This is a genomic window from Alkalibacillus filiformis (assembly GCF_030814115.1).
Classification (GTDB): Bacteria; Bacillota; Bacilli; order Bacillales; family Alkalibacillaceae; genus Alkalibacillus; species Alkalibacillus filiformis.
On the sequence record NZ_JAUSUP010000001.1, the window covers coordinates 487,396 to 508,199 of the forward strand.

At 37.3% G+C, this 20,804-nt stretch carries 20 protein-coding genes; 15 read left to right on the plus strand and 5 right to left on the minus strand.

The genetic code is table 11. The features are described 5' to 3' along the window. Position 1 precedes the first annotated feature (1 nt). The 13 genes from parC (at position 2) to J2R98_RS02745 (ending at position 14,289) form a co-directional block, all read left to right on the plus strand. Complete coding sequence (gene parC, locus J2R98_RS02685) at positions 2-2,452, plus strand: DNA topoisomerase IV subunit A (protein ID WP_307065856.1); 2,451 nt, start codon at positions 2-4, stop codon at positions 2,450-2,452. Positions 2,453-2,590: 138 nt separating this feature from the next. Further along, on the plus strand, positions 2,591-3,202 hold the full coding sequence (locus J2R98_RS02690; protein ID WP_307065860.1) for a TetR/AcrR family transcriptional regulator: 612 nt from the start codon (positions 2,591-2,593) through the stop codon (positions 3,200-3,202). A 93-nt stretch (positions 3,203-3,295) separates the two neighbouring features. Next, positions 3,296-4,438, plus strand: a complete 1,143-nt coding sequence (locus J2R98_RS02695) for an acyl-CoA dehydrogenase (protein WP_307065862.1) — start codon at positions 3,296-3,298, stop codon at positions 4,436-4,438. Positions 4,439-4,460: 22 nt separating this feature from the next. Continuing rightward, positions 4,461-6,101, plus strand: a complete 1,641-nt coding sequence (locus J2R98_RS02700; RefSeq protein WP_307065864.1) for an AMP-binding protein — start codon at positions 4,461-4,463, stop codon at positions 6,099-6,101. 16 nt (positions 6,102-6,117) lie between these two features. After that, on the plus strand, positions 6,118-6,423 hold the full coding sequence (locus J2R98_RS02705; RefSeq protein ID WP_307065865.1) for an AMP-binding enzyme: 306 nt from the start codon (positions 6,118-6,120) through the stop codon (positions 6,421-6,423). A gap of 14 nt (positions 6,424-6,437) precedes the next feature. Beyond that, positions 6,438-7,781, plus strand: coding sequence for an acetyl-CoA carboxylase biotin carboxylase subunit (locus J2R98_RS02710; RefSeq protein ID WP_307065867.1), 1,344 nt, complete (start codon positions 6,438-6,440; stop codon positions 7,779-7,781). Between the two features lie 12 nt (positions 7,782-7,793). After that, positions 7,794-8,006 (plus strand): acetyl-CoA carboxylase biotin carboxyl carrier protein subunit, encoded by a 213-nt coding sequence (locus tag J2R98_RS02715; RefSeq protein ID WP_307065869.1) that lies wholly within the window; start codon positions 7,794-7,796, stop codon positions 8,004-8,006. Between the two features lie 30 nt (positions 8,007-8,036). Then, the gene (locus tag J2R98_RS02720; RefSeq protein ID WP_307065871.1) at positions 8,037-8,936 is read left to right on the plus strand and encodes a hydroxymethylglutaryl-CoA lyase; all 900 of its coding nucleotides are present in this window, start codon (positions 8,037-8,039) and stop codon (positions 8,934-8,936) included. 15 nt (positions 8,937-8,951) lie between these two features. Beyond that, positions 8,952-9,731: an enoyl-CoA hydratase-related protein gene (locus J2R98_RS02725; RefSeq protein ID WP_307065873.1), complete on the plus strand. Its 780-nt coding sequence runs from the start codon at positions 8,952-8,954 to the stop codon at positions 9,729-9,731. A gap of 16 nt (positions 9,732-9,747) precedes the next feature. Further along, positions 9,748-11,277: an acyl-CoA carboxylase subunit beta gene (locus J2R98_RS02730; RefSeq protein WP_307065875.1), complete on the plus strand. Its 1,530-nt coding sequence runs from the start codon at positions 9,748-9,750 to the stop codon at positions 11,275-11,277. Between the two features lie 126 nt (positions 11,278-11,403). Continuing rightward, complete coding sequence (locus J2R98_RS02735) at positions 11,404-13,053, plus strand: FAD-binding dehydrogenase (RefSeq protein ID WP_307065877.1); 1,650 nt, start codon at positions 11,404-11,406, stop codon at positions 13,051-13,053. 339 nt (positions 13,054-13,392) lie between these two features. Further along, positions 13,393-14,013: a zinc dependent phospholipase C family protein gene (locus J2R98_RS02740; protein WP_307065879.1), complete on the plus strand. Its 621-nt coding sequence runs from the start codon at positions 13,393-13,395 to the stop codon at positions 14,011-14,013. Between the two features lie 27 nt (positions 14,014-14,040). After that, positions 14,041-14,289 (plus strand): hypothetical protein, encoded by a 249-nt coding sequence (locus J2R98_RS02745; RefSeq protein ID WP_307065881.1) that lies wholly within the window; start codon positions 14,041-14,043, stop codon positions 14,287-14,289. Between the two features lie 41 nt (positions 14,290-14,330). On the opposite strand, the gene J2R98_RS02750 is transcribed toward J2R98_RS02745, so the two are convergent. The 3 genes from J2R98_RS02750 to J2R98_RS02760 all read right to left on the minus strand — a co-directional run bounded on the left by J2R98_RS02750 (position 14,331) and on the right by J2R98_RS02760 (position 17,600). Beyond that, positions 14,331-16,277, minus strand: coding sequence for an AMP-binding protein (locus tag J2R98_RS02750; protein ID WP_307065883.1), 1,947 nt, complete (start codon positions 16,275-16,277; stop codon positions 14,331-14,333). 530 nt (positions 16,278-16,807) lie between these two features. Beyond that, the gene (fosB, locus tag J2R98_RS02755; RefSeq protein ID WP_307065884.1) at positions 16,808-17,230 is read right to left on the minus strand and encodes a metallothiol transferase FosB; all 423 of its coding nucleotides are present in this window, start codon (positions 17,228-17,230) and stop codon (positions 16,808-16,810) included. Between the two features lie 94 nt (positions 17,231-17,324). Then, positions 17,325-17,600 (minus strand): hypothetical protein, encoded by a 276-nt coding sequence (locus J2R98_RS02760; RefSeq protein ID WP_307065887.1) that lies wholly within the window; start codon positions 17,598-17,600, stop codon positions 17,325-17,327. 182 nt (positions 17,601-17,782) lie between these two features. On the opposite strand from J2R98_RS02760, the gene J2R98_RS02765 reads away from it, so the two are divergent. After that, a complete protein-coding gene (locus tag J2R98_RS02765) occupies positions 17,783-18,625 on the plus strand; it encodes an MBL fold metallo-hydrolase (protein WP_307065888.1) in 843 nt (280 codons plus the stop codon). A 48-nt stretch (positions 18,626-18,673) separates the two neighbouring features. Here the strand turns inward: J2R98_RS02765 and J2R98_RS02770 are convergent, their stop codons facing one another. Both J2R98_RS02770 and J2R98_RS02775 read right to left on the minus strand, forming a co-directional pair. After that, positions 18,674-19,240 carry an NADPH-dependent FMN reductase gene (locus tag J2R98_RS02770; RefSeq protein WP_307065891.1) on the minus strand — a complete coding sequence of 189 codons (567 nt, stop codon included), beginning with the start codon at positions 19,238-19,240 and terminating at the stop codon, positions 18,674-18,676. Positions 19,241-19,254: 14 nt separating this feature from the next. Beyond that, positions 19,255-20,310 (minus strand): LLM class flavin-dependent oxidoreductase, encoded by a 1,056-nt coding sequence (locus tag J2R98_RS02775; protein ID WP_307065893.1) that lies wholly within the window; start codon positions 20,308-20,310, stop codon positions 19,255-19,257. 138 nt (positions 20,311-20,448) lie between these two features. On the opposite strand from J2R98_RS02775, the gene J2R98_RS02780 reads away from it, so the two are divergent. Further along, the gene (locus tag J2R98_RS02780) at positions 20,449-20,796 is read left to right on the plus strand and encodes a winged helix-turn-helix transcriptional regulator (RefSeq protein WP_307065895.1); all 348 of its coding nucleotides are present in this window, start codon (positions 20,449-20,451) and stop codon (positions 20,794-20,796) included. Positions 20,797-20,804: the final 8 nt, after the last annotated feature.

Here is a 20,804-nt window from a genome sequence, read left to right on the forward strand (position 1 = left end):
TTTGGCTGAAGAAGCAAAGTATTTAGACTTGCCATTAGAAGAAGTAATAGGTGACCGTTTTGGTCGCTATAGTAAATATATTATTCAAGACCGTGCCTTACCAGATGTAAGGGACGGTTTAAAACCGGTGCAACGACGCATTCTTTATGCAATGCATCAAGAGAGAAATACTCATGACAAGCCATTTCGTAAATCGGCTAAAACGGTCGGTACCGTTATTGGTAACTACCATCCACACGGTGACTCATCTGTTTATGAAGCGTTAGTGCGCATGAGCCAATCTTGGAAAGTTAAGGAAGGGCTTGTTGAAATGCACGGAAATAACGGCAGTATTGATGGAGACCCACCTGCTGCGATGCGTTATACGGAAGCAAGATTATCAGGGATCTCTTCAGAGCTATTACAAGACATCGATAAAGACACAGTTGATTTTATCCCTAACTTCGATGACACTGATTATGAGCCAATAGTCCTTCCAGCTAAATTCCCGAGCCTATTAGTCAATGGTTCGACTGGTATATCTTCAGGTTATGCCACTGATATACCGCCACACAATTTAGCTGAAGTGATTGATGCTGTCATCTATAAAATCGAACATCCTAACGCTACATTAGATAAATTAATGGAGAAACTTCCAGGACCTGATTTTCCAACTGGCGGCATTATTCAAGGCGAAGATGGAATCCGTAAAGCGTATGAAACAGGGAAAGGCAAAATTGTTCTGCGTGGCTTAGCTGAAATCGAACCACTTCGAGGCGGCAAAGAGCAAATAGTTATTACCGAATTGCCATATGACGTCAACAAAGCCAACTTAGTTAAGAAGATGGATGAGTTACGCCTTGAGCGTAAAGTAGAAGGTATTTCTGAGGTTCGTGATGAGTCGGATCGAACAGGCTTAAGAATTGTCATAGAATTAAAGAAAGATGTAGATAGTCAAGGTGTACTAAACTATATTTATAAAAATACTGATTTACAAGTTTCTTTCCATTTCAATATGGTGGCCATTTCTGATAAAACACCAACGATTATGACGTTACCAGGAATTTTAGATGCCTATCTTAACCACCAACGTGAAGTTGTAAAGCGACAGTCAGAACATGATTTAAGAAAAGCGAAAGACCGTGCCCACATCGTTGAAGGTTTAATTTATGCTGTATCTATTTTAGATGATGTGATCGCCACGATTCGTAGCGCACAAGATAAAAAAGATGCGAAAATTAAGTTACAAGAACAGTATAACTTTACAGAAACTCAGGCTGAAGCGATTGTCATGTTACAGCTATACCGCTTAACAAATACTGACGTTACAGAACTTGAAAAAGAAGCAGCCCAGCTTCGTGAGCGAATTGTATATTTAGAAGAAATTTTAGGTAATGAAGCAAAACTACTAAATGTAATTAAACAAGATTTAAAGCGTGTTAAGAAAACTTATAAGAGTGACAGATTAACTAAAATAGAATCAGAAGTTGAAGACTTAAAAATCAATCTTGAAGTGATGGTACCATCTGAAGATATTGTCGTCTCAGTAACGAAAGATGGTTACATTAAACGCACAAGTTTACGATCATTTAGTGCTTCTAATGTTGAAGATTTACAGAAGAAGGAACAAGACTTTTTACTCCATTTATATGAAGTCAATACAACTGACACCTTACTTCTCTTCACAAATAAAGGGAAATACTTATACCTCCCAATCCATGAGCTACCTGAAATCAGGTGGAAGGATATGGGTCAACATATCGCAAGTCTCGTTTCTGTTGGCACAGATGAAAAAGTGATTAAAGCTATTCCTGTTCGAGATTTTGAACAAGAGCTATATGTCATGTCGATTACGAAACACGGTATGATTAAAAAATCTAATTTAGCTGATTACAAAGTACAACGCTACAACCGGCCAATAGTTGGAATGAAGTTAAAAGGTGATGATGAAGTTGTTAATGTTCACATTACCGATGGACACCAAGAGATTTTCTTAACGTCTAATAGTGGTTATGGTTTGTGGTATCACGAGTCAGAAGTTAACCCAATCGGCATCAAAGCAGCCGGGGTAAAATCAATGAACTTAAAAGACGAGGAGTATATCGTCAACGGGGAAGTGTTTGCTGAATTAACAAATCCGAATTTATTTGTCGTTACACACCGTGGCGCTTGTAAGCGTATGAACATTTCTCAGTTTGAACAAGGAGCACGAGCCAAACGAGGGTTGATTATGCTTAAAGAGTTGAAACGCAACCCACATCGAATAGCTGGTTTTCATGTAGTTGGAGAAGATGAAACGGTCGTATTAGAAACTGAAAAAGAGGAAACGCACTCAGTATTACCATTTGAGTTTAAAGAACAGTCACGACAAAATAATGGCTCATTTGTTGTAGACAGTGATCATCAAGGTAAAGTAACGGCTACTTATGTCGAAGCACAATATACAAAATATTTTCCTGATGATGAACAATGATAAAGAAAAACGAAGAGGGTAGCAATCATGCTCCTCTTCGTTTTTTTATAATAAAGTTTTGAATGACGACAAATTCTGAAAATTTTGTTTGATACTTTTCTAAATTGTGTTAAAATATTGACAAAAGGTAGGAATTTTATGTCACATTTAAAAGATAAGATTATTCAATCATCATTAGTTTTATTTTCCGAGAAAGGTTTTCACGGTGTATCAGTGAAAGATATTGTTGAATATTGTGGTACATCAAAAGGCGGCTTTTACCATTACTTTAACTCCAAAGACGAACTTCTTTATGTCATTCACGATTTATTTATTTCATATGTATTGAATGAAGCCAACCGTGCCAAGAAAAGACATAAACGACCCATGTACCAACTCCATGAAATATTGCACTCATTCGTTCGTGTATTTGATTTGTACAACGAACACATCTCAGTTTTCTATCAAGAGAATAAATATTTAAAAGCAGAATACGAAGATAAAATTAAATCAAAACGCGATCAATTTAAACAAATTGTCATCGAAGTCATCCAAGAAGGACAAAACGAAGGTGAAATTCGAAAAGAATTACCAACCATTATAACTGGTATGTCCATACTTGGCATGGTGAACTGGACATACAAATGGTATAAGCGAGATGGAGACTTATCGATTGATGACATTGCAGAGGTTTACATAGACATCTTATTTAAAGGTGTTTTAACAGACCAAGCGATCCAAGAATATCACCAGTCAACTTTGCACAACTAAAAAGTTTATTTGTCACACGCTTTTAGTAAAGCTTTTTTATTTACTCCAGCACAGACCAACCAGTCGGTCTCAAAATAAAAGGGGGAGTTTTAAATGAACTTCACACTAAGTGAAGAACAAGAAATGACAAGAAAGATGGTTAGAGATTTTGCAGAAGAAAAAATCCAACCACGTGCAGTTGACATCGATGTAAAGGCAGAATTTCCAGAAGATATTTTTAAAGAGATGGGTGAACTTGGCCTTTTAGGTATTCCTTACCCAGAAGAATATGGAGGATCAGGGGGCGATACCGTTACTTACGCACTTGCCGTTGAAGAAATCGGTCGCGTTTGTGGAAGTACTGGCTTAAGCTACGCCGCTTCAGTATCTCTAGGTTCATCACCGATCTACCAATTTGGTACTGAAGAGCAGAAGCAAAAGTTTCTAGTTCCATTAGCCCAAGGGAAAGCATTAGGCTCATTCGGATTAACCGAACCGAACGCAGGATCTGATGCAGGGGGTACTAAAACGACAGCAAAGTCTGATGGGGATGACTTCATCATTAATGGTGAGAAATGCTTCATCACCAATGCATCTTATGCTAAACAAATCATTGTAACCGCTATCACTGGTAAAGACGATCGTGGTAAAAATATTATTTCGGCTATTGTCGTACCAACTGATACAGAGGGTGTAACCATTACGGACAACTACGATAAGATGGGCGTTCGCGGTTCTAATACAGCAGAAATCGTACTAGAAGATGTAAGAGTACCGAAAGCTAACTTAATCGGTGATCCTGATACTGGGTTCAAGCAATTTTTACAAACGTTAGATGGTGGTCGAATTTCAATTGGCGCATTAGGAGTTGGTATTGCTCAAGCATCACTTGATCGAGCCTTAGCTTATGCGAAAGAACGTAAGCAGTTTGGTCAGTCGATTTCTAACTTCCAAGCCATTCAATTTAAACTAGCTGACATGGCAATGGAAGTAGAACTGTCGCGTAACATCGTATTGAAGGCAGCTTGGTTAAAAGACCAAGGCAAAGTGTTTACAAAAGAAGCTGCTATGGCGAAATTATACGCTACAGAAACAGCCTTTCGTTCAGCCAACCAAGCAATTCAAATCCTTGGTGGTTATGGTTACATGCGCGAATATGAAGTGGAACGCTATTTACGCGATGCTAAATTACTTGAAATTGGAGAGGGGACTTCTGAGATTCAAAGGTTAGTTATTGCTAGACAATTAGGATGTTGATTAATAGAGAGGGGACGTTTGTATGCCATTAATGAATTTAACGGTCGGTCAGTTGTTAGATGAAAAGGCAAAGAAACACCCAGAGCATGAGGCAGCTGTGTATCCTGAGAAAGGAATTCGTTGGACTTATGAACAGTTTAATGAAAAAGTTAACGATGCAGCAAAAGGCTTGATGGCTTTAGATATTGAAAAAGGTGACCATGTTGCAATCTGGTCTGATAATAAGCCTGAGTGGTTAACTAGCCAGTTTGCTACTGGAAAAATGGGTGCAGTTTTAGTCACCGTTAACACAAGCTATCAAGCAGCAGAACTCGAATATCTATTAAAACAATCTGATTCTAGTACATTAATTTTAGCAGAATCTTATAAAGGAACTTCTTACATCGATATTTTGAAAGAATTATGCCCTGAGCTTGAGCACTGTGAAAAAGGTGAGCTTCAATCTGAACGTTTACCTCATTTGAAAAATATTATTGTCCTTAGCGATCAAGAGTATAGCGGTTGTTATTCGTGGAAAGACATAATCGAACTCGGTGCAAATAGAGTAACAGATCAACAACTAGAAGAACGTTCTAATTCTTTAGACTGTCATGAAGTCATTAATATGCAATATACATCTGGTACAACAGGGTTCCCTAAAGGAGTTATGCTTTCACACCACAACATTGTTAATAACGGCAAACAAATTGCAGAATGTATGCAGTTTACTGAAAAAGACCGTTTATGTATTCCAGTACCATTCTTCCATTGTTTCGGATGTGTTTTAGGAACGATGGCTGCCGTATCTAAAGCTGCAACGATGGTCATTGTAGAACAGTTCGACCCTGAAAAAGTGTTAGAAGCCGTCTCTAAAGAAAAATGTACAGCACTACATGGTGTGCCAACGATGTTCATAGCCGAATTAAATCACCCTAAGTTCGATCAATACGACTTCTCTCATTTAAGAACAGGGATTATGGCAGGTTCAAACTGTCCAATCGAAGTGATGAAAGATGTGATGGATAAAATGGGCGCATCTGAAATTACGATTACTTACGGGCAAACGGAATCGTCACCTGCGATCACACAAACGAAAACGGATGATCCAATTGATCGTCGTGTCAGCACAGTAGGAAAACGTCATCCAAATGTCGAAATAAAAGTAGTCGACCCATCAACGAATGAAGAAGTTGCTCCGAACGAACCTGGTGAGCTTTGTACAAGAGGTTACCATGTGATGAAAGGTTACTACAACAATGAAGAAGAAACGAAAAACGCAATTGATGAAGACGGTTGGTTACACACAGGAGACATAGCCATTGTTGATGATGACGGCTATGTACAAATCACTGGAAGAATTAAAGATATGGTCATTCGTGGTGGTGAAAACATTTATCCACGAGAAATTGAAGAATATTTATACCAACATCCTGACATTTTAGATGTTCAAGTCGTTGGTGTACCTGATGCAAAATACGGTGAAGAACTAATGGCATGGGTCATTGCTAAAGAAGAATCTAACTTAACAGAAGAAGACTTAAGAGAATTTTGTAAAGGTAACATAGCCTTTCACAAAATACCAAAATACATTCAGTTTACAAAAGAGTACCCAATGACTGCTAGTGGCAAAGTACAAAAGTATAAACTGCGCCAAGAAGCAGAACAATTACTAGCAAAACATTAAAGGTAAAGGTGATAACATGCAACAGAACGAACAACTACCAGAAACTTATCAAATCGAAAGTCTTATTACAGATCATGAACAAGTAGTCGATGCAAAAGTGATTACAATACCTCATCCAGAAAAAGGGGAATTAATTGTAGCTTGGCTAATTGCTAATGACAGCACATTAACTGAAGAAGTTGTCATTCAGTATTGCGATAGCTCTAATAATATTAGTACACCTAATTACATTTTGTTTACTGATGAATTCCCAACAACACCTAGTGGGAAGATCCAAAAAATAAGGTTAAAAGAAAAAGCACTAGAATTAATAAATGAATAAGTGAGGTGCTTCAAATGTTTAACAAAGTCTTAATAGCTAACCGAGGGGAGATTGCTTCAAGAGTTATTCGTACGTGCCAAAACCTTGGCGTTAAAACGGTTGCTGTTTACTCTGAAGCAGATGCGGAAGCCCCTTTTGTATCTGAAGCAGATGAGAGTTATTTGATTGGTGGACCTAAAGTTAATGAAAGCTATTTAAACATTGATGCGATTGTTAATGTCGCTAAAGAAACTAATTCAGAAGCGGTTCACCCAGGTTACGGATTACTAAGTGAAAATACAGACTTCGCTAAAAGACTTGAAGACGAAAACATTGTATTTATTGGTCCTGATTCGAATGCGATCAACCAAATGGGGAGTAAATTAACAGCACGTCAAACGATGGAAGAAGCTGGCGTCCCTATTATCCCGGGGACCAATGATCCAGTTGAATCAGTCGAAGACGCTAAACAAATCGCAAGCGATATTGGTTATCCCGTAATGGTTAAAGCTTCCCATGGCGGTGGTGGAATTGGTATGGAGATAGTTCAAAATGATACTGAACTTGAGAAAGCTTTTGAAAGTAATGCGCGTCGTGCTGAACAATTTTTCGGAAATGGCACGATGTTTGTTGAAAAAGTAATTGAAGATGCGCATCACATTGAAATTCAAGTACTAGCCGATCACTATGGTCAAACAGTGCACCTTTTCGATCGTGAATGTTCAATTCAAAGAAGGCATCAAAAGATTATTGAAGAGGCACCTTCACCATTAATTTCTGAAGAGACTCGTCAAAAGATGGGTGAAGCGGGTGTGAAGGCTGCTAAAGCCATTAACTATAAAAACGCTGGGACGATCGAATTTTTAGTTGATGAAGAGCAAAATTTTTACTTTCTAGAAATGAACACACGCCTTCAAGTCGAACACCCTGTTACAGAACAAATTACAGGAATTGATCTTGTGGAAGAACAACTAAAAATTGCGTACGGAGAAAAACTATCATTCTCTCAAGAAGATTTACAGATTAACGGGCATGCAATTGAAGCTAGAATTTATGCTGAAGACCCGAAAACATTTTTCCCATCACCTGGTCAAATAACAGCGTTTAATCCACCAGTTGGAACTAACATTCGACATGATATAGGTGTTAACAGCCAATATAAAGTGACACCTTATTATGACCCGATGATCGCTAAATTAATCGCATTTGGGGATTCACGTGCTGAAACGATTGAGCACTTAAGAGAAGCATTAGTTGATTATGAAGTAGAGGGTATTAAAACTAATATCCCGTTCTTAATAGATGTAACCCAATCACCTGCATTCCAAAAAGGTGATACGCGAACATCGTTTATCCAAGAATTTATGATTAAACAATAGGAGGAAGTTAAAATGACAGAAGTTAAAGCAAACATGGCAGGAAACGTATGGAAAGTATTAGTGAGCGAAGGTGACACAGTGGACTCAAGTCAAGATGTTGTCATTTTAGAATCGATGAAAATGGAGATTCCAATTGCTGCTGAAGTAAGTGGTACTGTTAAGGAATTAAAAGTTAAAGAAGAAGATTTCGTTAACGAAGGCGACGTTATTGCCGTTATTGAATAAACAGTATGACTATAAAGGAGTACTGACTATATGAATCTACCAAAACAGGTACAAATTAAAGAAGTTGGTCCTAGAGACGGGTTGCAAAATGAAAAGAAAGAAATCGCAACTGAAGATAAAATCGAATGGATTAACCAAATGTCAGAAAGTGGACTTTCATATATCGAGATCACCTCATTTGTTCATCCGAAATGGATTCCTCAATTAAAAGATGCTGTTGAGGTAGCAAAATCGATTGAACGAAAAGATGGGGTCACTTATGCTGCTTTAGTACCGAATATGAAAGGTTTAGAGCGTGCGATTGAAGCTGATGTTGATGAAGTATCCATTTTCATGTCTGCAAGTGAATCGCACAATAAAAACAATATTAACAAATCAATTTCTGAAACATATCCCGTACTAAAAGAAGTTGTCGATGAGGCTAAAAAGGCAGGTAAATCTGTACGTGGTTACGTTTCTACCGTATTCGGTTGCCCTTATGAAGGTAATGTCGATGAACACCAAGTAATTGATATTTGTGACAATCTATTTAATATGGGGATCGATGAGCTATCGATTGGCGATACGATCGGTGTAGCCAATCCTGTTCAAGTCGAACACGTATTAAGCGAATTCGAGAAACATTTTTCAAAAGATCAACTCGCATTACATTTCCACGATACGCGTGGTATGGCTTTAGCTAATACTGTTGTAGCACTTCAGCTAGGCTATCATATTTTTGATAGTGCATTAGGTGGTTTAGGAGGCTGCCCATATGCAAAAGGGGCTTCTGGGAATGTTGCAACAGATGACTTAGCTCATATGCTTCAGCAAATGGGGCTTGAACAATCAATTGACCTTAATAAACTTCAAGAAGCGGCTCAATTTATAGAATCAAAACTAGACCAACCTTTAACGAGTAAACAAATGGGTATTTCAAGAAGGTTGTAAGAAGGACGTGATGTTTTGAGCACTGTACAGTTTGAGATGATTGATGATTATATTGGGAAGTTAACGTTAAATAGGCCTGAAGCGGCTAACGCTTTTTCTAAACAGTTAATGGAAGACTTTAACGAACAATTGGATATCATTGAACAACACGAATCATTAAGAGTATTAATTATTACAGCAGAAGGTGAAAAAGCCTTTTGTGCAGGTGCAGACTTAAAAGAAAGACGCACAATGACACAAGATCAAGTCGTTGAAACAGTCGGGCAGATTGGTTCACTAGTCACACGTGTAGCAAACTTAAAAGTTCCAACGATTGCAGCTATTAACGGTGCTACATTCGGAGGTGGCTTAGAGCTAACATTAGGTTGTGACATCCGCATTGCGAGTAAAAATGCAAAGATGGGACTAACTGAAACGTCTTTAGCGATTATCCCTGGTGCAGGCGGTACACAACGTTTAGCACGCTTAATCGGTTTAGCAAAAGCAAAATATTATATTTTAACTGCTAAGCGCTTTGATAGTTATGAAGGAGAAAAAATCGGATTAATTGAAAAAGTCGTTGATCTTTCTGAACTACAAGACGAAGCTTCAGAGATTGCTAATCAAATAGCGTCAAATGGACCTGTTGGGGTTCAAATGGCTAAACAAGCGATTGATGAAGGTTTAGACCATGATATTGACACTGGATTGAAATTAGAAAGAGAAAAATACTTAAATACGATTCCAACTAAAGATCGCTTAGAAGCGTTAGAAGCGTTTAAAGAGAAGCGAAAACCGATCTTTACTGGTAAGTAGAAAGGATGACCTTAACATGGCATTTGAAGAACAACACCAAGCGATTCGCGACCGAATAGAAAAGGGTGGTGCAGAAAAGTATCACGAAAAGAATTCAGAAAAAGGTAAGATGTTCGTCCGAGACCGTTTAAAGATGCTGTTAGATGAAGATTTAAACGTAGAAGATGCATTTTTCGCAAACTGTGTCGATGAATCGTTACCTGCAGACGGTGTCGTTACAGGATTAGGGAAAATTAACGGCGAGACCGTAGCGATTATGGCGAATGATTCCACTGTAAAGGCCGGCTCTTGGGGCGCACTTACGGTTGAAAAAATCATTCGCATCCAAGAAACGGCAATGAAACTAGAAGTTCCAATGCTGTACTTAGTTGACTCAGCTGGTGCACGTATTACGGATCAAATTGACATGTTCCCAAACCGTCGTGGAGCAGGGCGCATTTTCTATAATCAAGTGAAAATGTCAGGCCGTGTGCCACAAGTTTGTTTATTATTTGGTCCATCTGCAGCTGGTGGTGCATACATACCAGCCTTTTGTGACATCGTGGTGATGGTTGATGGTAATGCGTCGATGTACTTAGGCTCTCCACGAATGGCTGAGAAAGTAATCGGAGAAAAAGTGTCACTTGAAGAAATGGGCGGTGCGCAAATGCACTGTTCAGTATCAGGTGTTGGGGATGTTTTAGTTAAAAGTGAACAAGAAGCTATTAAATATGCTCAAAAATATTTAACATACTTCCCGCAAAACTTTAGAACACAACCACCTGAAAAAGAAACGATTGACCCAAGTCAATTTGATAAAACGATCAGTGACTTAATTCCCGAAAATCAAAATGCTCCATTCGATATGTATGAGTTAATCAATCGTTTGATTGATGAAGATAGTTTCTGTGAAATTAAGCGCGAGTTTGCTAAAGAATTGATTACTGGGCTAGCGAGAATTGACGGTAAATCAGTTGGGATCATTGCGAACCAACCACGCATGAAAGGTGGCGTATTGTTCCACGACTCAGCTGATAAAGCAGCTAAATTCATTCAGCTATGTGATGCGTTTAACATTCCACTCGTCTTCTTAGCTGACATTCCAGGATTCATGATTGGAACAAAGGTAGAACGTGCTGGTATTATTCGTCATGGTGCTAAGATGATCTCAGCAATGAGTGAAGTAACAGTACCGAAAATTTGTGTCGTCGTAAGAAAAGCTTATGGTGCAGGACTATATGCGATGGCAGGACCAGCTTTCGATCCAGACGTAACGATTGCTCTTCCTACAGCACAAATTGCTGTTATGGGACCTGAAGCTGCTGTTAATGCTGTATACGCTAACAAAATTGCTGAATTACCAGAAGAAGAGCGACCAGCGTTTATTAAAGAAAAACAAGAAGAATATAAAGAGAACATCGATATTTACAGACTAGCTTCTGAAATGATCGTTGATGATATCGTGCAACCGAATGACTTAAGAGATGTTCTGACACAAAGACTCGATATTTACCAATCTAAAAACTTAACATTTACTGAACGAAAACACGGTGTTTATCCTGTGTAATAACATCAATGCAGCATGGCTTAGCAATTTGTCCTAAGTCATGCTGTTTTATTTAGTCAATTAGTCAAAATCGGCAAGGAAGTTTAATATATTAATAATATGTAAACTTGTGAATGGAGGATTTATATGTCATATGATGCAATCGTTATAGGTGCGGGGCTTTCTGGTCTCGTTACAACGGCTGAGATTGCTAACAGTGGTAAAACAGTATTATTACTTGACCAAGAACCCGAAAGTTCATTCGGTGGACAAGCTTGGTGGTCTTTTGGTGGATTATTTTTAATAGATTCACCTGAACAACGTAAAATGGGGATTAATGATTCACTAGAATTAGCCGAACAAGATTGGTTCGGCTCTGCTGGCTTTGACAGAGAAGACGAAGATTACTGGGGAAAACAATGGGCAAAAGCTTACTTACAATTTGCTGCTAACGAAAAGCGAGATTGGTTAAGACGACTAGGCATTGGTTTGTTTCCTGTTGTTGGTTGGGCAGAGCGAGGCGGATACTTAGCTGAAGGTCACGGTAACTCTGTTCCTCGATTTCACATCGTTTGGGGAACCGGGCCTGGCATAGTAGAGCCTTTTGAAAAGCTAGTTAAGAAGTTTATCGACGGTGGATTGGTTACATATAAACCACGGCATCAAGTAGATGAATTAATCATTAACAATCAAGTTGCAACAGGTGTCAAAGGTTCTATATTAAAAGACGACGACGTTGAGCGAGGTGAGAAGAGCTCGCGAGAAATTGTTGGGGAATTTGAATATGAAGCAGAACATATTGTGATTGCTAGTGGTGGAGTAGGGGCTAACTTTGACCTAATCCGAAAAAATTGGCCAAAGAGGTTAGGAAATCCTCCTAAAAATATGATTTCTGGAGTACCAGATTACGTCGATGGTCGCATGCTTAACATTGCTGAAAACTCGGGGGCAAAAATCGCCAATAAAGATCGGATGTGGCATTACACCGAAGGAATTAAAAACTGGAGTCCAGTATGGTCCAATCACGGTATTCGTATATTACCTGGACCATCATCCATTTGGTTAGATGCAGAAGGTAATCGTTTCCCAGCTCCGAACTTCCCTGGCTTTGATACACTTGGCACACTTGAATCAATCATGAAAACTGATTATGATTATTCATGGTTCATTTTAACGCAAAAAATCATCGAAAAAGAATTTGCTCTTTCAGGTTCTGAACAAAATCCTGATCTAACAGGAAAAAGTATTAAGCAGCTGCTAAAGCGTGTATTACCAGGAGCACCAGGACCAGTTGAAGCCTTCAAATCTAAAGGTGAAGACTTTATCGTAGCTGACAAATTAACTGATTTAGTCAATCAAATGAACGAATTAACAGGAGAACAACTCCTTGATGAAGAACATATACGTAGACAGATTGAAGCTCGCGACCGCGAAATTGATAACAAATTCACTAAAGACTTACAAATTACTGCTCTTAGAGGTTCGCGTTTTTATAAAGGAGATAAGTTGATCCGCACAGCTAAACCACATCAAATATTACATGAGAAAAACGGACCATTAATTGCTGTACGATTAAACATACTAAGCAGAAAGACGCTAGGTGGACTGCAAACTGACTTATCAGGTACAGTGTTAGGGCAAACCGGTGAACCGATTAAAGGATTATACGCAGTAGGAGAAGCATCTGGTTTTGGTGGCGGTGGGATTCACGGTTACCGTGCATTAGAAGGAACATTTTTAGGTGGTTGTTTATTTACAGGTAAAACGGTTGGAAGAACAATCGGTAACTACAGTTAACGATAACTTTATTATGTAAACCTATTAAAAAGAATCTCATAGAATGGATAGAAGACGATGATTCATATACTGACTATATTAGGCTTTGTATTGATTTCTTTCTTTATTATACTCTCACAAACAATACTTAAAGCTAAACACGATTACAATTTCATAATTTTTAACACTTTATTTTATATAAGTTTCATTGGTGTAGTCATCAGTGGCATTGGAATGATCTTTAATTTCGACATCATTAACTTTCATTTACTATTTGGTGTCAGTATGATCGTCTTCATTGGTTCAATATTAAGTATGATCACTTCAGTTTCTTTCTATGAATAGAGAGGAGTTATTATTTTGGGATCTCGTATTATGCACTTAATAATAGCAAATCGTATTTTGGAAAATGTTGCGGTTACTGACCGTACAGCTTTTTTACTCGGTGGAATTGCTCCAGATACTGGAGTACCAAAAGAAGAGTCACATTTCTATAGCGGAGAACATCATAATTATACTAGAACTATTGACTATGAAGCGTTTTATAATAAATATAAATCGTTATTCGATGATGATTATATTAAAGGATACTACACTCATCTCATCGCTGATGACCTATGGTTACAAGGCTTTTATTTATCGTGGTTGAAAAATCGTATGGAAGCAGATGAACAATTGTTTAAAGCATATCATCGAGATTTTTGGTTATTAAATGCCAAATTAATAGAATACTATGGGTATCAAGAGGAGTTAGTCGATACATTGAATTCAACCCTTCCGCAAATAATCGATCTAGAAGAAGTAAAACAACAAAATGTAATTGAATTTACGAATCAAATTTTGAACGACTTACACTATGACAAACAAAATATCGATGAAAATCTTGAAGTATTTACTTTACAACAAATCGTCGGTTATATTGAAACGTCAATTGAACAAGCACTCTATAGGCTGAATCAACACAAGATTATTACAGTTTAGCTTATTGATTTAGGAGGAGATAACTAAGTGAATACCATTTTAATGATCGTTTTATTATCATCCGTTGATTTAAACTTTGATCACGAAAGTAAGAATGAACAACATGAGAAGCCAAAAATTGAATTACTTGAAGATCCTAGTTTAAAGAAAAATGCCTTATTACCTTTACCACCAAATATAATTCAGAGCCCATTTGAAAATGAACTGCTACCTTTACCAGAAGAAACACCAGTTCCTGACTTATTAGAAAAAGATCAAGCAAAAAATAACCATTAAAATAGACGCTTGGAATCTTTTGAAATCCAAGCGTCTTATTATTAGTTTTGCACTTTACCAATCTCACGAATTTGATCAACGACATGTGGGTTTTCTAATGCAGATAGATCGCCTGCATCTTTATTTAGATAAGCTGACTTAATAGCACGACGCATTACTTTAGCATTTCGTGTTTTTGGCAAATCTTGAACGATATGCACAGTTCTCGGTGCTATCGCTTTTCCTAGGCGATTAATGGCATGATCAATCAACTCGTTTTTCAACACTTCTTCGTTGTTTGGATCATCTTTCGTCACAACAAATGCAATCGGCTTTTCACCTTTAACCTCATCAGGGATGCCAATCACACCAGCTTCAACAACCGAATCATGTTCAACAAAAATTGATTCAATTTCAGCCGGCCCTAAACGTTTACCAGCTACGTTTAACGTATCATCTGAACGACCAGTAATCGTATAGAAACCTTCATCATCATGCACAACCCAATCTCCATGGACCCACGTGTCTTTAAATCGGCTCCAATACGTATTTTCATAACGTTCATTTTCTTTATAAAAACCATTCGTCATACCGACCCACGGCTGTTTAATAACTAATTCTCCAACTTCATTTTCAACACGGCTTCCATCTTCATCATAAACGTCAACATCCATACCTGGTAAAGCAGCATTAAAGCCAACTGGCGCAATTGGTTTTACTAATACATTACCAAAAATACCGCCAGAAATTTCTGTTCCACCTGAGTAGTTGAAGATTGGGATCTCTTTACGGCACACTTTATCAAACAGCCACATCCACGGCTCTTCATTCCATGGCTCACCAGTAGAACCGATCAACTTTAACGATGATAAGTCATGTTGTGTTACGTAAGTTTCATCTAATGTCATTAACGTACGAATTAAAGTTGGTGCAATACCTAAATGGGTGACTTGATGCTTCTCTACAATTTCCCAAATACGATTAGGTTTAGGGAAGGTAGGAGTACCTTCGAACATTAAGATCGTTGCACCGTTCAAAAGTCCACCATATACTAAGAAAGGCCCCATCATCCAACCCATGTCAGTATACCAAAACAGTGTATCACCAGGAGAAACATCCATTGTAATACCAGCATCAAAAGCAGACTTTAAAGGGAATCCATTATGAGTATGAAGAGCACCTTTAGGCTTACCAGTCGTACCTGAGGTATAAATGATCATATAAGGATCTTGGCCATTCGTTTTCACTGAGTTGAACTCTGAATTTGTAGATACTAACTCAGACCACGTAACGTCTTTGGAATCGTCCCATGTGACATCAATACCTAAATGTTCCACCATAAACACTTTTTCTATTGATGGAGATTCATTAACAGCAATCGTTGCTTCATCTTTTAAATTAACAGCTTTACCACCACGGTTGAAACCATCAGCTGTGATTAAATATTTAGCTTCAGCAGCGTTCATACGTGTTGATATCGCTTCTGATTTATAACCAGAAAAAGCAGGAGAGAAGATCGCACCAATTTTAGAGATCGCCAGCATAGCAATCGTTGTTTCTGGGATCATAGGCATATAAATTGTAAAAATGTCACCTTGTTTAGCACCATGGTTAAGCAATCCATTAGCAACACGGTTCACTTCTTCATCTAGCTGCTTAAACGTATATGTTACCGTCTCGCCAGCGTCACTTTCCCAAATAAGAGCATTTTTGTCTTTATAATCTGGATTTAGAGCCCACTTTTCAACAGCATTATAAGCCACATTTAATTGACCGTTAACAAACCATTCAGGGTACATCACGCCATTAGATAAATCTAGTGTTTGTTCATAGTCTTTAAACCAATTAATATCTAATTCCTTAATCGATTCATGCCAAAATTCAGCAATGTCATGAACACTGTAATTATGAAATTCATTATAATTATCAAAACCTAAACGGTTCATAAATTGATAAAGTCGTGTTTGTTTTAAAGCGTTTTCATCAGGAAACCAAACTGCTTTTGTCATATAAGGGATCACTCCGATTCATATAGATTGATTTGCTTGAAAATTTTAATATCTATAGTCAATTATAACGCAGAATATTAGGAGTGAGAAGGTGATACGTGTAATCGGTTACAAATAAAGAGTATTAAAACGTAAAACAAGAAAAGGTATAGATCATTAGATTAATAGGAATAAGGAAGAACTACACATTGAATTACCAGGGATTAAAGTAAGAACAAATTACATAGGTAAAACGCAAAAAAATAATTTTCTCATAACGATATGTAACTTATAAATTATTATTAAGTTTGCAACAAAACAATTAAAGACAAATGAGCCATAAACACTGTCAAATCAATGTTTAGAGTAGGATTAATGAAACATTAGGCTACTTTTTAAACTAATCACTAACTTGGTATAATCGATGTTATGTAAACCTAAATATAAATTTTATAATGGCAAATACATAGTTAATAGTCTCTTATATATATTCACCATTAATATTCATTAATTATGTTTGTATTTAATAATGTCATTTGTCTTAGTAAATCTTAATCAAAGAACTCCATATATGGTTTTTCTTCTCTATAAAAATCCATTCTGTCATTTAAAGTTCCGGTATGAAATTCAAACTTGTGACCATCAGGATCTGTAAAATAAATTGACTGAAGATCTTTTTTGTTTCTTTTTCGTCCAGGTAAAATATTAACATTAAATGCTTTTAATTTTTCAAGGAAATGATCATAATCTGATTCATCGATTGAAAATGCAATATGTGTATATGACTCGTGTATTTCATAACGTGGTATGTTTTTCTCTACATTAAGAGCAATCCAAATTCCATTCATATCAAAATAAGCAGTATTTATTCCTTTAACTAATAATTTTGCATCCAATATTTCTTGATAAAAATCAATTGATTTCTCTAAGTCAGACACAGAAAATAATAAATGATTGATTCCTTTTATTTTCACTTGATCTCCTCCAAATGGCTAAGCTGTTCGTTCAATAAACTTATTTTAAAGCCCCCTCCCCTTCTCTCATTCTAATTACCAATAATTGTTACAATTATTCTACAGCACTTGCTCTTTGCTTCTTACTAAGAGTTATAAAACTGGCTATAAGCAAGCCACTTATGATGACCAATGTTAGAGCTCCCAAAACATTAGAAATCTCAAAAATATTAAATTGAAAATTAACCACTAAAGCAATAAATATGGCTAATATCATTAACCCTCTACTTTTACTTTTTCTATAAAACGACATAAAAATAGACAAAGATATAACTGACCCTATAAAGACTACTATTAAGACCATTATGTATAAAAACAACTCTTCAGTCATAGCTCACTCTCCATAAATTTATATTATGTGCATTATACCATTTTTTGTGATTTTTAATAAACTTTAACTAAATTTTCTAAATCTTAAAACTAATAACGTATTCCTTATTTATTACATATTACTAAAGCCTTTACTAATCATAATGATTAAGATCATTAAAGTTAAAGAAAGAAGGATATATCATGTCAAAAGAAATGAACTATGGAGATGATTATAAGTTTATACCGGCGACATCGATTGGCAGCGGTGTTGGCAAAGAATTACTAACTGATCTTTATCAGCATACCATTCAAGTCGTAAACCTTTTCTTCTATGGTGATTCGGACAGTAACGAATTCGTGTTAATTGATGCTGGTATGCCAAGGTCGTTCGATGATATTAAGGCAGTTGCTGCAGAACGATTTGGTGAAGATACGCGTCCGAAAGCGGTTATTTTAACTCATGGTCATTTTGATCATGTTGGAGCAATTATTGAGTTAATTGAACATTGGGATGTTCCAGTTTACGCTCATGAGTTGGAAAAACCATATTTAACGGGAGAAAAAGATTATCCTGAACCGGATTCTTCTGTTGAAGGTGGTTTAGTTGCTAAAATGTCCCCAATCTTTCCAAATGAAGCGATCGACATTAGAAATCACTTAGAGCCACTCCATTCTGACGGGAGTGTTCCTCATATGCCTGGATTCAGGTGGGTTCACACGCCTGGGCATACACCTGGGCATGTTTCATTGTTCCGTGATGAAGACGGTACGTTAATTGTTGGTGATGCATTTGTGACAGTAAGGCAAGACTCGTTGTATAAAGTGTTTACTCAAGAAAAAGAAATTAGCGGACCACCTCGCTACTTAACGACAGATTGGCAACAAGCTTGGGATTCAGTTAAAAAATTAGCTGAATTAAAACCAACACTAGCTGCTACTGGGCATGGTGTTCCTTTATATGGCGATGCGCTAAATGAAGACTTAAGTGATCTTGTGCAAAATTTTGAAGAAATCGCTATTCCTGATCACGGAAAGTACATTTAAAATAAAGTTAACCCCCTTTGGCCATACGCAATCCAAAGGGAGTCATTCTTAAAAATCGTATTGATCTTCCTTCTTCTGCTTAATTTCTTGATAAGTCTCGGTTAACACAACTGTGTCTTCTACTAGTCGATCAATTCTTGCTAACACATCGTGATTAACGATTTCTTTTCTATGGAAATCAACTTCTTCAATAAATACATACGTTTGAACGATTTGTGCTTTCATATAACCTAAAATCGACTTTAAATGTTGTTCTATAATTAAATAATGTTTCGCCGATCCCGCTGTTGCAATCATGCCGACTACTTTGTCTCGAAAAGCATCAACTGGTAGTAAGTCAAAAATGTTTTTTAACGTTGCTGGAATCGATGCCTGGAAGATTGGCGTTCCAATGATAATCGCATCAGCATTCATAATCGTTTCTGTTACGTATTTGGTATCGCCGTCATAGTCTAAATAATTGCGTCCGTCACTAAATTGAATATTATAATCAGCTAAGTCGATTAACGTTGTTTCAGCTTCAGGGTATTGTCTTTCTAACGATTCCATCGTGTAGTCCATTGCGGTTCTTGTTTTAGAACCAACAATCGATCCGGATAATCCGACAATTTTCATCCCTCTTCCCTCCTCTACCTTCGTGTGTGTTTCTTAATTGCTGGTAGTATTTTAGATCCGATTAATTCAATATTACGTGCTAATTGATCAAAAGGCATTCCGCCGAAATCCATTTGGGCAATGTAACGTTGATGACCGAACAATTCATGCTGATATAAAATTTTCTCAATAATTTGTTGTGGGCTACCAATATTCATGACATTGTGTGGGTCAACACCTTGTGCAAAGTTTTGCTTCGGAAAGCCTTGTCCATTCGTCTTCTTCATACCTTCATTAATATGAGGGTATAAATCTTTGAGTGCTTGTTGTGACGTTTCAGCTGCATAGAAAAAGCCAGCTGTAGCAATCGGTAATTGTTCTGGGTCATAACCATTCATGCTAGCCGCTTCACGATATGCATCAACCGTCCGTTTAAATACGGTTGCAGGTCCTCCTAAATGTGCCATAAACATCGGCACTCCCGCATAACCTGCTTTTACAGCGCTTGTTGGCGATCCACCAACTGCACGCCAAATAGGCATCCAACCGTCTTTGGGACGCGGTAACACGCGCGCATCTTTAAGAGGTGCTCGGTGCTTACCACTCCAGTTCACAACCTCTTCTTCATTAATTTGACGTAATAACTCAAATTTCTCTTCATATAGCTCTTCATAATCTCTTAAGTTATAGCCTAACAATTCAAAGTTGCCAACACGAGATGCTCGTCCTGCAACTATTTCTGCACGACCTTTTGAAATTAAATCAATTGTGGCAAAATCTTCATATACACGCACTGGGTCCAACGTGCTAATAATCGTCGATGAACTTGCAATTTTTATTTTCTCAGTGGCTTGTGCGATTGCACTTAATACAACTGAATGAGCTTGTGTTGTAAAGTAATCTTGGTGACTTTCTCCAACACTAAAGAAATCAATACCAGCTTGTTCTGCTAATTGTGATAGCTCTATAATTTCATGTATTCGTTGTTCTGCTGGAATACGCTCTCCTGTATTTGGGTTCGGTAAATGGTCACCTAGCGTATATAATCCAAATTCTAGACCGTTATCAGGGTTAATACGGTATTTTTCCATGATGATCAGTCCTTCCATTCTTTTGTTTCTCTCTATTTTATCTTACAATAGTATTATCTATTAAAACTGTCGCAAATGAAAGTACGCACTTTTATGAACCATAGTATACTTAAAGATACTGTAAAGGGGTTTTCAAATATGGAAGAACGTCAACCAGAATTATGTCGAGTTGAAGATGCGTTAAGCATCCTTGTTGGTAAGTGGAAACCGATCATATTGTTACACTTATTGCACGAAGATACTCACCGCTTCAATGAACTTAAAAGAAAATTACCTGGCATTACGCAGAAGATGTTGACGAAACAACTACGTGAATTAGAAGATGAAGACATTGTCGAACGTACGGTCTATCCTCAAGTCCCACCTAAAGTGGAGTACGCCATTAGTGAGTATGGTCGTAGTTTAGAACCGATTCTTGAAGCTATGCATGAATGGGGCCAAAATCACACTTTACGAAAAAACCAAAAAAACAAGGATGAAAGTTAAAGTTCATC

Coding starts and splice junctions, on each gene's coding strand:
- J2R98_RS02700 (WP_307065864.1), top strand. CDS start 4,461: ATGCCATTAATGAATTTAACGGTCGGTCAGTTGTTAGATGAAAAGGCA.
- J2R98_RS02775 (WP_307065893.1), bottom strand. CDS start 20,310: ATGGAAAAATACCGTATTAACCCTGATAACGGTCTAGAATTTGGATTA.
- J2R98_RS02780 (WP_307065895.1), top strand. CDS start 20,449: ATGGAAGAACGTCAACCAGAATTATGTCGAGTTGAAGATGCGTTAAGC.
- J2R98_RS02710 (WP_307065867.1), top strand. CDS start 6,438: ATGTTTAACAAAGTCTTAATAGCTAACCGAGGGGAGATTGCTTCAAGA.
- J2R98_RS02770 (WP_307065891.1), bottom strand. CDS start 19,240: ATGAAAATTGTCGGATTATCCGGATCGATTGTTGGTTCTAAAACAAGA.
- J2R98_RS02765 (WP_307065888.1), top strand. CDS start 17,783: ATGTCAAAAGAAATGAACTATGGAGATGATTATAAGTTTATACCGGCG.
- J2R98_RS02705 (WP_307065865.1), top strand. CDS start 6,118: ATGCAACAGAACGAACAACTACCAGAAACTTATCAAATCGAAAGTCTT.
- J2R98_RS02715 (WP_307065869.1), top strand. CDS start 7,794: ATGACAGAAGTTAAAGCAAACATGGCAGGAAACGTATGGAAAGTATTA.
- J2R98_RS02695 (WP_307065862.1), top strand. CDS start 3,296: ATGAACTTCACACTAAGTGAAGAACAAGAAATGACAAGAAAGATGGTT.
- J2R98_RS02760 (WP_307065887.1), bottom strand. CDS start 17,600: ATGACTGAAGAGTTGTTTTTATACATAATGGTCTTAATAGTAGTCTTT.
- J2R98_RS02690 (WP_307065860.1), top strand. CDS start 2,591: ATGTCACATTTAAAAGATAAGATTATTCAATCATCATTAGTTTTATTT.
- J2R98_RS02750 (WP_307065883.1), bottom strand. CDS start 16,277: ATGACAAAAGCAGTTTGGTTTCCTGATGAAAACGCTTTAAAACAAACA.
- J2R98_RS02720 (WP_307065871.1), top strand. CDS start 8,037: ATGAATCTACCAAAACAGGTACAAATTAAAGAAGTTGGTCCTAGAGAC.
- J2R98_RS02735 (WP_307065877.1), top strand. CDS start 11,404: ATGTCATATGATGCAATCGTTATAGGTGCGGGGCTTTCTGGTCTCGTT.
- J2R98_RS02730 (WP_307065875.1), top strand. CDS start 9,748: ATGGCATTTGAAGAACAACACCAAGCGATTCGCGACCGAATAGAAAAG.